The following is a 13657-nucleotide window of genomic DNA, read 5'->3' on the forward strand; positions in this document are numbered from 1 at the left end:
GGCTGCAAAAAAAAGGGTTGATGCCGGGACTACCTAATTTTTGTGATTCTGTTTAGCCCAGCGTGAGCGTAATCACTTTGCCTGCCGCTTTCTCAATCCCGGTTCCCGGTTCAACAGACTGTTCCTTTACCTTGCCGCGGCCATCGACCAGAACCCGGAATCCCCGGTTTTCGAGCAAATAAAGTGCATCGCGGAGGGTCAGGCCGCGCACATCAGGTACGCGGTCAGTGCGTGTGGGGCGGGCTTTCCAGCTTCCGCGTGGTGTAGCCTCCACCCAGCCTTCGGTCGAGGGTTCATTCCGCATATTCAGTGTCGACCCGATCACGTGCAGATCATCGGCATAACCGGCCACGACATCCGTTGTTGATTGCGGCCGGGAAGCCCTTACCCGAATAGGCGCGTGCATCTGGTAATCGTAGGCCACAATGCGGTCGGCTACTGCCTTGAACACCGGGGCCGCTACGGCACCAGCGTACAGCATATCAATGTTGTCGCCTTCCGGATTATCAACAACGGTAATCATGCTGTATTTTGGATTGTTGGCCGGAAAATACCCGATAAACGAGGTGTAATAACGCCCAACCTGGTACTTGCCGTTGATAACTTTCTGGGCCGTTCCGGTTTTACCGGCAATGGCATAAAATGGATTATTGATGTGTTTGGCCGTTCCATGTTCCACCACGCCCCGCAGTAGTTCCTGGGCTTTGCGAGCGGTTTCTTTCGAACAGATGGGGTCCGGGGCCACATACGGTTTATTATCCTCAATAAGCTCGTCGGCCAGTTTAATCTGCTTAACGAGCACGGGGCGTACCCATTGCCCGCCGTTGGCCACAGCGTTGTAAAAGGCCAGCATTTGCAGGGGAGTGATTTGCATTTCGTACCCGTACGACATGGAGGTGAGCGATACTTTGCTCCAGCCTTTCATATCGGGATTGCGCACAACGGGAATGGCTTCGCCTTTCATGTGAATACCCGTTGGCTGGGTCAGGTGAAATTTACGCAGGTACTGGCAGTATAAGTCGGGGCGCTTATAAAAATAACTGCGCATCAGCATGTGAATGCCCACATTGGACGATTTCTCGAAAACCTCCCGGGCCGTAATTGTTCCTTTGCCTGTTCGGCTGGCATCGCGGATATCGATTCCGTTATAGCGCGTCGATCCATTGCCCGTTGCTACCAACTGATTGAGCGAAATGGCTTTTTCTTCCATCAGAGCCATCATGGTGGCCAGCTTGAAGGTCGAACCGGGATCAGTGCGGCCAGCCAGTGCGTGGTTGAAATTCTCTACATACCGGTTTGGCCCTGTGGGGCTGCTTACGCGGGAAAGGTTAGCCATCGCGCGAATTTCGCCGGTGGCTACTTCCATCACGATGACGCACCCTTTGGCCGCGTTGTATTTTTCGAGCGTCGAGCGGAGCGCCGACTCGGCCATATCCTGGTAGTTGACGTCGATGGTCGTGTACAGATCCATGCCCGGTTCGGGCTTCATTTCAGGGCCATCATCGACGGGTTTACGAATCCCGCCCGACAGTACTTCAACCAGACCAACGGCATTTTTACCTGCCAGCGCTGGTTGGAAACTGGCTTCGAGGCCAATAAGACCCCGGCCCGTTTTGGCGTCCAGATTACCAATTGTTCGTTCGGCCATCTGACCGTAGGGATGGTAGCGCTCGTAGTAAGGGCGAAGCACACCACCCCGGGCGGCCACCTTAGTCGATGATCGGAAAAAGGGCCAGGTAAGCATTCTTTGCCGCTCCTGAAACGTAACCCGCCGTCGGTTAAGCAACACATACCGGCGTTTACGTTTGCGGGCGTCAACAATCATGTCCGTATAATCCTGCCGCGAGCGGTCGCCGTAAAGCTGAGACAGCAGCAGCCCCAGGGAGTCTACTTTCTTGTTGAAATAATCGGGCTTGGCCATTGTAGGGTCTAAGCCAACGACGTAGCTGGGCAGCGAGGTCGCCAATAAATAGCCGTCATGGGCGTAGATGTTCCCGCGCATGGCCCGGATGGTATCCCGCTGGATGAGCGTTGCCGCTACACGCTCCCGCCAGAATCTACCCTTTAAGTCTCTCTTGAAATACTGCACCGACACGAGCCGAAACACTACGCAGACTGCCAGAAAAATGACAACGTAAAAGACATGATTGGCCCGCTGAATGATGTCCTGCTTAATGTTCATCGGTCTTGACAACGATTTTATGAGGTGGGGTTTGGCTATCGGCGAGGCCCATAGCCGCCACACGTTTGCTTATTTCAGATTGCTTGCCGCTTTTGTTAAAGTCGGCCTGAAGAACGGTAAACTGCGACCGTAACTCATCGACCTGCGCTTTGGTCCGCTGCGTCCGCCGAACTAGTCGTTCTGCGTTGTGATTAAGGCCAATGTACAGGATGAGCAGAAAGGTAACCCACAGAATACGGTCGATATGCTGAATTGGCCAGGCGTTATCTTCCCCAAACAGGCGGTCCAGACCAATAAAGTCATTGAGCCAGGACGCCAGCCGCAGCTTACGGCGTTGTTTCTGTTTGGCTATACGCTCGGGTTGCCGGAAGGTATTCTTAGCCATGATGGGTTAGGAGACGATCGTGCTACAAAGAAACAAAATCCTCGTCAGGGGTTCCGCCGGTAGCGGCTAATTTTTCGAAAACCAGGTGTGTTTACTCTTTCCAGCGCCATTCGTTGGCAATCTGCAGGGGGGTACGCAAGCCCTGCGCCGTCAGGTAATCGCGGGTTTGGTTGTCGGTCTGGCGCTGGGTTGGAATGGCGTCGGCGTCGGCGAGGGCAAACAGCAGCATGGTCGAATAACGAACGGTATTTTTCAACTGGCTGGCATCAACCAGATTCATACGGTCGCAATTGGCGTGATAGCAGTCAAGCACTTCCCGGGCGAGGTGCCCATTCATGCCCACCACCGGAACGCCCTCCAGCATAAATGGCTGGTGGTCGGAGTGAAGGCCGGCCTGATTTTCCATCTGGTTGGCAAAAGTTGGTTCGACTTCTTTCATCGTTTCGCCCACCATATTTAAGAAAGGAACCATATCGCTACGGCCAAAGGCGTTCAGACCCGATGGGTCGTTGGTCATGTCGAGGTTCATCATGTACCGGACATTGTCCAGTTCGCCCGCTTTTTTTAGCTTTTCGACCATCGCTCTTGACCCCAGCAACCCCTGTTCTTCGCCCATAAAGAGGACAAATTCGATGGTTCGTTTAGGCTTCAGTTTCAAGGCTTTGAAGGTGCGGGCAATATCCATGACGGCAAATGAGCCAATGCCGTTGTCAATAGCACCGGTGGCCAGATCCCAGGAATCCAGATGGCCGCCCACGATGATCTTTTCGTTGGGAAACTCAGACCCTTTCAGCGTTGCGACCACGTTGCGAGCCCGTATTTTTCGGCTGGTATTGGTCATGTTGATCTGGGCATGAAGTTTTTCGCGCTCTTCCTGCATCCAGGCCCGCAAAGCCTGACCACTTTCGAGCGAAATACATACCGATGGAATGGGAATCAGTTTACCCGTTACCGAAGCGGTACCTGTAAGCAATACATTACCCGGAACGAGGTTGACCATAATAACGCCCTTGGCTCCATATTGAATGGCCAGTGCCGTTTTTTCGGAACGGTGGAGGTTACGTGCTCCTTTTGTTGGAGCTGCCAGACCAATATTAACCAAGGCTACTTTACCTTTCAATTTATCTTTTAAGGCCTCAAAATCGCCTTCGAGGCCATTGCCCACGTCCACAATCTCGCCGTTTACGTGTGCTTCAATGGGCGAGTGAGCCAGCGCTACTACCGGTACATCCCGAAAATTGTCGCTTTTATTAGGGACAATGGCCAGGGTAACGGTATCACGCATCCAGGCTTCTACCTCGAATGGCTCGTAGCGAACGTCTTTATATCCATAAGACGACAGTAAATTGAACGCGTACGCTTCGGCAAGTGTACCATTGCGGCTACCCGTCAGGCGGTGGCCTACCCGTTGAGATGCGTCGGCAAGTGTTTCATAAGCGCGGCTGTGGACACTTACCTCGTTGTTGATACGGGCAAACGCCTTTCGAAAAGAAAGTTTGTCGGGGTGAAAAGCAGTTAACGTACCGGCTGTACCGATACAGAACAGCACGAGCCGAAAACGAGGCACGTAAAATGTGCGGGCCATGAGAAAATGGATGGTAGAATTCCTGGATAAAGATACGAAAATAACTACTGATTTGAGATGCTGACTGATTAGACACAAACGACTCGTAAAGCGTTCGCCTACGTTGGCAACGTATTAAATTATTTATTAAAAATGCCAGTTTTCATGAATCATTTATTGATAAAATTCAATTTGCTTCCTGAGCCAGGGCACGGATGTTTACTCGCTGGCAGGCTGATGTTTCATTGGTTTTAGCTGAACCGTTTGTCTGCCAGCCAGCCAGCCGGGATCAATGCCCACAACCCCCAGAATACGGTCCCAACTTCGCTCAAAACAATGTGCTGCGTCGGGAAACGAAGTTGATACGTGCAGGGCGTGGGTGTAGAATGATAAAGGCCGTTGGCGCAAAATGTTTCGATGAACGGCAAATTGAGCGCCCAGCATGAAGGTGTACAGGGCTGGCCCGTCGGTATCAAATACGGCGCGGTGAAACCCCTTAAGATCGAGTCCGCGTCCATCCTCGTTTTTGCTCCACGGCCGGAAGAGTCGATTACCCTGATTATCATCCGTATCGATTAGGTGTCCCAGCCATCTGAATCCCGTCTGGCTAATGGCATCAGGATCAGCTGAAAAGCCATGCAGCGTCTTCTTGAAATCATAGGCATGGTCGAAGGGTTTACCCTGGCAGAAAACCGTCCACTCGGCCAGAGAATCGTACCGGTTCACAATATGGTGCAAGTATGTATGTGCTTCCCGGCCGATGTTAGGCAGGAGAATATGGGTTAATTCTGCCAGTACCTCTGGTCCTTTGGTATACACCGTTTTTTGCAGACTGACTGGCAGATTTCGCAGCCAGTTCAGATTTTCGGTATAATGAGCAACAACGAGTTCGGTCATAGCAAACCTATAAGGTTTTTGAAACCTTATAGGTTTCAGTAATTCAGGGCTTCTTAAAAGTCGTAATTTTACGAATATTCTTCTGAAACAAACTGAACCAATGTCCTCTCATGAAACGGACTTGTCAACTGTTCATCTTTTCCTTCGCGCTCTATAGCATGACCCAGGCACAACCGATAACCCCGCCCAGAGCGGCTGTCAAACCCAAAGAACTGATTACGAACGGTCATAAACGGATCGACAAGTACTACTACCTCAACGAACGCGAAAACCCGGAGGTGATCAAATATCTGACCGAGGAAAATGCTTATGTCGATCAGGTGCTGGCTCCGGTCAAAGATCTTCAGACCAAGTTGTTTGAGGAGATGAAAGGGCGCATTAAGCAACAGGACGAATCGGTGCCCTACAAAGAAGGTAACTATTATTACTACACTCGCTTCATAACAGGGGGCGAGTACCCGATCTACTGTCGTAAAAAAGGTTCGCTTCAAGGTGCCGAGGAAATCATGTTTGATGGAAACATGATGGCAAAAGGGCATAACTATTACCAACTGGGTGGTTTTGAAGTATCGGACAACGACGAACTGGCCATTTTTGCCGAAGACACCGTTAGCCGTCGGCTCTATACCCTGCGGGTGAAAAACCTGAAGACGGGTAAAATGTATCCCGAAGCTATTCCCAATACGGAAGCAGGCAGCTTTGCTTGGGCTACGGATAACAAGACGCTGTTCTATATCAAAAAAGACCCACAAACCCTCCTTGGTTATCAGGTTTACCGGCATGTGCTGGGTACGGATGCAAAAAACGATGTGCTGGTCTATGAAGAAAAAGACAACCAGTTTTACATGGGGCTGGGCCGGTCGAAATCAAAGAAATACATAACGATCGGCTCGGATCATAATGGCGTCGCCACCGAATACCGGTTACTGGAAGCCAGCAAACCACTGGGTGAGTTTGTTACGTTCCTGCCCCGACAGAAAGGGCACGAGTACGACATTGTTCATTACAAAGACAAGTTTTACGTCCGCACGAACTGGAAAGCCGAGAACTTCCGCCTGATGGAGGTTCCGGAAGGTAAAACCAATGACCGAAATGCCTGGAAAGAAGTGATTCCCCACCGGGCCGACGTGTATCTGGAGAATATGGACATCTTCGCCAATCACCTCGTATTGGGCGAACGCAAAGACGGGCTGACCAATATCCGGGTCATCAATCAGAAAACGGGTGCCGACGAATACCTCGATTTCGGCGAAGCGGCCTACGTGGCGGGCATCAGTTACAACCCCGATTTCAATACCAATGTGCTGCGGTACGGCTATTCGTCGCTCACAACGCCCAGCTCTACCTTCGACTACAACATGGACACGAAGGAGAAAACGCTGAAGAAGCAACAGGAAGTACTGGGTGGATTCGACAAGAACAACTACGTATCGGAGCGGTTTTTTGCTACTGCCCGCGATGGCGTGAAAGTGCCCGTTTCGCTGGTGTACCGCAAGGGCACGAAGAAGGACGGCTCGGCTCCTTTGCTTCAGTACTCCTACGGTTCGTACGGCTACTCCACCGATCCCGGCTTTAGTTCAACCCGCCTGAGCCTGCTCGACCGTGGCTTTATCTTCGCCATTGCCCACATTCGGGGCGGGCAGGAAATGGGTCGGCACTGGTACGAAGACGGCAAGATGCTCAAGAAGAAAAACACCTTCAATGACTTTGTAGACGTGTCGGAATACCTCATCAAGAACAAATACACCAGCGCCGACAAGCTGTTTGCCATGGGCGGCAGCGCGGGTGGTTTGCTGATGGGTGCCGTTATTAACCAGGCTCCGCAACTGTACCGGGGTGTGGTGGCGGCTGTACCCTTTGTGGATGTGGTGACGACCATGCTCGACGAAAGTATTCCGCTCACCACGGGTGAGTTTGAAGAGTGGGGTAACCCGAAAAACAAGGAGTATTACGACTACATGCTATCATACTCGCCCTACGATAACGTGGAGAAAAAAGCATACCCGAACCTGCTTGTGACTACGGGTCTGCACGATTCGCAGGTGCAGTATTGGGAACCCGCCAAATGGGTAGCCAAACTGCGTGACATGAAAACGGATAATAATCAGCTTCTGCTCCATACGAACATGGAAGCGGGTCACGGTGGTGCCTCGGGCCGATTCCAGGCATTAAAAGAGATAGCGCTGGAATACGCCTTCATGCTCAATCTGGTTGGCGAGCGGCAGTAAGTTTCGTCTGGGCCAATCTGGAGATTGGCCCACTTTTGTTAATGATAGAGTCAATCTGGAGATTGGCCCAAACAGTGAGCACTACGTGTAATGACTTCCCTTTCCCACTATTACCATTGGTTTCTGGCCGTTGCTACGCTTGCTATACTTATTGGCAGTTGTCAGTCAGGACAGGAAAACGACCCGCTTGTAGCGGAAGGGAAACGACTGGCTGAACAACACTGCGGAAATTGCCACCTCGTACCGGCGCCCCAACTACTCGACAAGGGGACCTGGACGAAGCATGTATTGCCTGCAATGGCGTCGAACTTGGGGCTGGAAGTGTACCCGGATGGATTATATTATGCCGGGCCGAATGCCGCTATTTCGTTCGACAACTGGCAGAAATTGATCGCGTATTACCAGACGCTGGCGCCGGAAACGCTTAAGCCTGCCAATAAGCCAGAGCCCGTTAGGGATGACTGGGCTATGTTTTCGCTCGAAAAGCCGCAGCCTGATACGACAAAAACGGCCATGACGACGCTGGTGGCAATGGATACCATCGGGCACCAGCTTTACACCAGCGATGCGCTGCGGAGTGACGTAACGCGCTGGGACAAGCACCTCAACCCAACGCTATTCCGGCAGTTTAACTCGGCGGCTGTCGATGCACAGTTTTTTCGCGATGAGCGAGGGCAGGAGCGTAGCCTGTTTACGACGCTGGGCACCATGCAGGCGGCCGATATTGCCAGAGGAGAGCTGGTTTCACTGGGGTTAACTGCCTCCAAAGGCACGGACCTGTCGACCATCGCGATGCAACTGCCCCGCCCACTGAAATCGCTGCCCGTAGATGTCAACAAAGATGGACTGACTGATTGGGTCGTTTGTGGATTCGGACATACGACGGGCGGGCTGTACTGGCTGAAACAGCAGCCTAATCACCAGTTTACGAAGATGACCATTAAAGAAGTGCCTGGCGCGAGTCAGGCCATTACGGGTGATTTTAATAGCGACGGCTGGCCCGATCTGATGGTGCTGTTCGCCCACGCCGACGAGGGTATCTGGCTTTTTCAGAACGACAAAAAAGGAGGCTTTACAGAGAAAAATCTGCTTCGGTTTCCATCGGTCTACGGCTCTACTAGTTTCCAGTTGGTTGATTTCAACAAAGATGGTAAACTGGATATTCTGTACACCTGTGGCGACAACAGCGATTATTCTAAAATCATGAAGCCCTACCACGGGCTGTATATTTACCTGAATCAGGGCAACTTTGCCTATAAGCAGGCATATTTCTACCCCATAAATGGCTGCACCAAAGCCATCGCCACCGATTTCGATAAGGATGGCGACCTCGATATCGCCACCATTGCCTTCTTCGCTGATTTCAAGAATAACCCGGCCGAAGGGTTTCTATATCTCGAGCAGCAGAAGCCCCTTCAATTCCAACCTCATGCCGTTCCCGTCAGCGCCTATGGCCGCTGGATTTGCATGGACGTGAACGACATTGACCAGGATGGCGACGCCGATATTGTGCTGGGGAACTTCTCAAAAACGTTTGTGATTCAGGAAGGGCTGAAACCAACCTGGGACACGCATCTGCCGTTAATTGTACTGAAGAATAAGACGCAATAGGTGTAACAAACAGCATATTGCTGTGTGTTACACCAAATCCCACCCCTTCCGGTATTCCCTCGATAACATGGCATTAGCTTCAGGATTATGGCGGAACTTCTCTTTGTGAGCGTTCCATTCCAGTGGCTGGCCGAGACGGTAAGAGATCAGGCCGAGGTGCATGGGCATGGTCATCATGCGGGCGTAGGCCAGACTGGATTCCGGCTGCTGGCGCGATTTAACCGCATCGACAAAGTTCTGCTGGTGCCCCGGCGACCGTTGCAGCGTAATGGGGATTTCGGGAACGTCGTTCATGAACACGCCGTTGATGGTGAGTTCCCGCGTGTTATAATCGCAGAGAAGTGTTCCTTTGTCGCCTTCGAAATACGCACCAATGCCTCGTTTTTCGGCACCGGGTACATTGGGTGGGGTACTGGCCCAGTGGAGATTCAAGCCCTCAAATTCGTAGTCGATGTCGATCCATTTAGGAGCATCGCCGATCCCCTCCGGGGCTTCGCCTTTAGCGCTCACCCGTTTTAGTCCGGTCGGGTTGATGGCCCACCAGACCACATCGGCAATGTGGCACCAGAAATCCTGAAACACCCCGCCCGAGTAATCCAGAAAATAGCGGTAAGTGAAATGGCAACGCTCGGGCGTATACAATGAAACCGGGGCCGGCCCCTGCCACATATCCCAGTTGAGCGTCGATGGGGGCGTTTGGTACTGCGCTGGGCCAAGCACTGGCGGGAAACCTGTTTTCCAGAGCCGGACGGTATGTACTTTGCCAATGGCCCCCGACTGAATCAGTTCCACAACCCGGTGGTAATTGTCGCCCGCGTGAATCTGGGTACCGAGCTGAAAAATCCGGTCGTAGCGTTTCTGGGCTTTCAGCATCTGCTGCCCTTCCCGAACATTGTATGAAAGTGGTTTTTCACCATATACATCTTTCCCAGCCTGAAACGCCATGATGGCTACCTGCGCATGCCAATGGTCGGGGGTAGCGCAGGTAATGGCGTCGATGTCTTTGCGGTCGAGGAGGTAGCGGAAGTCGGAATAGGTTTTAGCCGTTGTGTCCGGGTGGATTTTCTGTAAGGTGTTTAACGCTTTATCGAGGTGGGTCTGGTCCAGGTCGCAGAGGCCCACTACATCGACTTCGGGCAGGTTGGCGAACCAGTTGAGGTGGTTGGTGCCCATGCCGTTCACACCAATATGGGCTACCCGGAGCTTGTCGCTGGGCGCGACTTTACGTTTAAAGCTGGGAAACAGGGCTAAACTTAAGGCAGCCGCGCTACCTTGTTTGATAAAATTACGGCGGTTCGACTGGAGCGTCATGGCAGTAGGAACAGAATGGGTTAACAGGCTTAGCTTATTCTTTACCTTTAATGCCAAAATGCAGGTTATCTACTGGTTTACAGTTGATTTTGGAATGTTATGTATTAATTGGGAAGTTATAAGGTATGGTTCTAAAAACCAGCAGGACCAATCGATCCTGCTGGTTTCACTAGGTTAGACAACTCGTGGAACTTCTCGTTACTCTTTCCCCTTTGAAACCCGGATGGTTTGAGTCCGAATTCCGAGAAGATACGAGCCGGGAATAGCAATGAGACCATCTCCGAAACTGGTAGTGGTTCGTATGGTGTAATTCTTTGACCCCCCCGCTAAGGCTTTCGAATCAACATTATTTAATGGCAGTAATCCCCAGAAAATATACCATTGTTTTTTCTTGGCATCATACTGACCAGGGCTTTTGCAGTCGCCTGGACCACCTGTGCCAACTGTATGCATGGTAGCATTACAACTCATCAGAATAGAACCCGATACAACTACGAATGTGGATAAAAGTGCTTTTTTCATGTAATGAATGTGTGAGATAAAGGTGAGATGTGAACTATTCAATCAAAATAAAGCTGTATAAAACGCTTAGTCTTAGCTACGTTAGCTCAAGGTTCGCGCGTAAATAATGAACCTGAATATACATCTTTATTAGTAAAGATGCTTTGATGTTAGCCAATTTGCGAATAATTGAATCTATAGGTGGGAAATTCTGTAGGTAGTTTTGTGAACAGCCATTGATTAGTAGGGTGCTCCAGAATAACGATATACCATTGTTCTGTTTGGTGATAATCGCTTAGCCCCAATTTTATGCCACATCAGGTAGGTCGCTAACACAAGAATATAGATAGTCAATAGGGTGTAGCTATTGCTTACTTTGCCAATATAGTGCAGCACCGTTGGTAATAAAACGGCCTGGGTTCGTACGACTATGTCGCTGGCTAATTTTGAGAACAACGTCAGCAGACCTACAAATAGAGGGATGCCAATATAAAAAGGGACAGGCTTTCCGGTTAGCATGGTTGTCGGGTCAGGTAAGATGGCATAATGCCAGAAAAACCATATCGTCCCGATGATCAACGCCTGCTGCCATTTGGTGAAAGGGGCCACGGCGTTTTGCAGATAATGCCGCCAGCCAAACTCCTCCCCCAGTGTATACGCGAATTGAGCTGCTATAAGACCTACGAAAGTTAACGTAGTCGGCTGCTTGCTTAGTAAAACAGGTACGAATAAGCTCAAAAAAGTGATGCCGAAGACAACAAGCGGTTTGCTGCCTGCCAAAGACAGGTTGAATGTGTTAGGGATGCCAAAAAGCCTGTAACAAACTAAGCCCGACAGTGCCGGACCGCAACCCGTCAGAACTTCTTTACCGTCAATGGTGAGCCATGTAAAGGGAGGGACGTACTGGTTAATTACCCATGAAAATACAAAGGCCAAACCGGCAAATACAATGATTGGCAGTACAAGTTGTTTCATTATGGTTTAAGACTGGCGGTTTTGTTTACTCGAATCGTTACTCTCTTCAGGTAAGGTCAGACGTTGACCAGTAACCCGTTCGTAAGGAGCGTTTACCCGGTCGTAGGATGCCCTAGTAAAGAAGCTAAAATAAGTATAGACTGCCAGCTAAGTCAATAGGAGATGGTCGGTCAATTGCCGCCATAGTCACCCATGTGGTCGCGCCAGACCGAATGCGGGTGTGGACTGGACGGAATGAGCGCCCCGCCCTGGTACGAAAACTCAATCCAGACACTTGGTCCATCAATGCGGATGTAATCATTTCGGGTATTGACAGCCGTCGTACCTGAATAAGCCACGTAGGTATTCGCTAATTCCGACGTATACTTCGCCAGAACGATAGCCGCCAGCGATGGCTCCAGGTCATTGGTATATAACTTGAGGGCATTCAATACCAGCTTTTGCTTATCGGTACTCAGACTACCTACGGACAACCCTACTTTGGTAGCCGGAAACTTACCGTCCTGACCCGGCCCCAGAATAAGGTCAGAAAACGTGGCAGCGAGTTTAGCGGTGGCCTGTTCGCTGCTGCTGAGGCCTGTTAGCAGGGCGGCAAAGACCTGGCGTTCCTGTTCAACGGGTTGATAGCTTCGGTTGTTGGCGGTTACCGCTGCCATGGGCTCTACGCCCCGGAAAGCGGGTGTAACCCCAATAAGCTGCCCGGCATTAAATACAAAGGGCTGGGTGTAATGATGGCCCGTAAAATGAATCTCCCACAAACCCGTTGTGCTGGGCGTACCCAGAAACGCGATATAGTAATACCCGGCTCCGAAAGTTGTTGGCTTGTTGATGGTTCCCAAATAGTCATCGGCGACCAGATCGCCCAACATTTCGTCATAGCCCTCATCGGTCACATTCAGGGCTAACAGGCTGCTCATCAAATTCTGAAAGGCTGCCAGTTGGCTACTAGTGAGGCTTCCGGTATTGATGCCAACCCGAGGTACGTCGCCGGCTGGTAGATTTGACCATTTCTGAGCGTCGGTTTTGCTAAAACTCAGTTGTACGGCCGCTAACTGGGTACTGGTAAGGGTTGCTTTGAACGCTTCCGACAGGGTAACTATTTGCGCCAGCCCCGATTTACTCGAAACAGTTGTCGTGGCCGACAGGAAACTGGTGATTGAGGACACCGTACCCGATATGGTGGTCGTTGATGTGCCTGGCGTAACGGTGGTGGTACTTGTCGGGTTACCTGGGGTAACTATCGTATCGTCGTTCTTTTTGCATCCTGCCAAAATGGATAGCAAAAACAAGGAAATAGCCGTAACTAAAATAAATCTCATACTTTTTGGTAAGTATAGTGTTATTGACACTACGGGCTAATTGGCTTCAGCGTTGCACTTACGAACAGAAAGGTTACAAGTTATGGACTATACACTGTATCATAAAGCACGAACAGCCAGGTTACCATACCGAATAAAGCATACAGCCTATCAGGAATGGACTCCACCAAACCAGTAAACTCAGGCTTGCCCATAAGTAATAGCTACGATTTACAAACTCGCTTTCTGTCCGTTGCAGCCGAACCCTTAGCTCCGCGAGGCTCAACTGATACATCTCTTGCTTAGTCAAATCACTTATTAAGGCGTTCTTCATCCGCAAACCAGCTTGAAAAGCCCTGTAACTCTGGCCAGGATACAGCATGACACCTACAGCCATCGCCCATAAGGTTAACAACCAGGGAAAATACAAGCGACCCCAACCCCCCGTGGCTATCTCCCAGCTTGACACCGAACTTTCGCCTAACCAGGACACATCGTATCCTGTCACTAAATGGCTGATGTCGTGCAGATAAATATTCTTGCGCCGGGATTCGAGGTTGGGCAGGGGAAGAGCAATAGAGCCAAACTTAATCATGTCCCATTTTTTGTTGATACCTCCTTCTTCACCATAGCCATGCTGATGATAGAAGTCGTTTAATGCGTGTTCAACGATCATGTGTCAAAGATTATGCTCTGTCAAGGCGT

The 13657-nt window shown here is 50.7% G+C and carries 11 protein-coding genes; 2 read left to right on the plus strand and 9 right to left on the minus strand.

The window, feature by feature from the left end:
• Positions 1-52 precede the first annotated feature (52 nt).
• From NT073_RS07190 to NT073_RS07205, 4 genes are all read right to left on the minus strand, one after another.
• Positions 53-2182: a penicillin-binding protein gene (locus NT073_RS07190; protein WP_297370945.1), complete on the minus strand. Its 2130-nt coding sequence runs from the start codon at positions 2180-2182 to the stop codon at positions 53-55.
• Entirely contained in the window at positions 2172-2567 is a 396-nt protein-coding gene (locus NT073_RS07195; RefSeq protein ID WP_297370948.1) for an FtsL-like putative cell division protein, read from the minus strand. The genes NT073_RS07190 and NT073_RS07195 overlap by 11 nt, the downstream gene beginning before the upstream one ends.
• Before the next feature lie 91 nt (positions 2568-2658).
• A complete protein-coding gene (locus NT073_RS07200; RefSeq protein ID WP_297370952.1) occupies positions 2659-4152 on the minus strand; it encodes a M20/M25/M40 family metallo-hydrolase in 1494 nt (497 codons plus the stop codon).
• A gap of 198 nt (positions 4153-4350) precedes the next feature.
• Positions 4351-5028 (minus strand): DUF3431 domain-containing protein, encoded by a 678-nt coding sequence (locus NT073_RS07205; protein ID WP_297370955.1) that lies wholly within the window; start codon positions 5026-5028, stop codon positions 4351-4353.
• A gap of 110 nt (positions 5029-5138) precedes the next feature.
• Here NT073_RS07205 and NT073_RS07210 point away from each other — a divergent pair, with 110 nt between their 5' ends.
• Both NT073_RS07210 and NT073_RS07215 read left to right on the plus strand, forming a co-directional pair.
• Positions 5139-7256: a S9 family peptidase gene (locus tag NT073_RS07210; protein WP_297370958.1), complete on the plus strand. Its 2118-nt coding sequence runs from the start codon at positions 5139-5141 to the stop codon at positions 7254-7256.
• A gap of 90 nt (positions 7257-7346) precedes the next feature.
• On the plus strand, positions 7347-8867 hold the full coding sequence (locus NT073_RS07215; RefSeq protein WP_297370961.1) for a VCBS repeat-containing protein: 1521 nt from the start codon (positions 7347-7349) through the stop codon (positions 8865-8867).
• Between the two features lie 27 nt (positions 8868-8894).
• On the opposite strand, the gene NT073_RS07220 is transcribed toward NT073_RS07215, so the two are convergent.
• From NT073_RS07220 to NT073_RS07240, 5 genes are all read right to left on the minus strand, one after another.
• Positions 8895-10178, minus strand: a complete 1284-nt coding sequence (locus tag NT073_RS07220) for a Gfo/Idh/MocA family oxidoreductase (RefSeq protein WP_297370964.1) — start codon at positions 10176-10178, stop codon at positions 8895-8897.
• A 198-nt stretch (positions 10179-10376) separates the two neighbouring features.
• A complete protein-coding gene (locus NT073_RS07225) occupies positions 10377-10700 on the minus strand; it encodes a hypothetical protein (RefSeq protein WP_297370967.1) in 324 nt (107 codons plus the stop codon).
• 219 nt (positions 10701-10919) lie between these two features.
• Positions 10920-11654, minus strand: a complete 735-nt coding sequence (locus tag NT073_RS07230; protein ID WP_297370970.1) for a CPBP family glutamic-type intramembrane protease — start codon at positions 11652-11654, stop codon at positions 10920-10922.
• A 170-nt stretch (positions 11655-11824) separates the two neighbouring features.
• Positions 11825-12973, minus strand: a complete 1149-nt coding sequence (locus tag NT073_RS07235; protein WP_297370973.1) for a DUF3500 domain-containing protein — start codon at positions 12971-12973, stop codon at positions 11825-11827.
• Between the two features lie 121 nt (positions 12974-13094).
• Positions 13095-13628, minus strand: coding sequence for a hypothetical protein (locus tag NT073_RS07240; protein WP_297370976.1), 534 nt, complete (start codon positions 13626-13628; stop codon positions 13095-13097).
• Positions 13629-13657: the final 29 nt, after the last annotated feature.

It is taken from the genome of Spirosoma sp. (assembly GCF_026391055.1).
Taxonomy (GTDB): Bacteria; Bacteroidota; Bacteroidia; order Cytophagales; family Spirosomataceae; genus Spirosoma.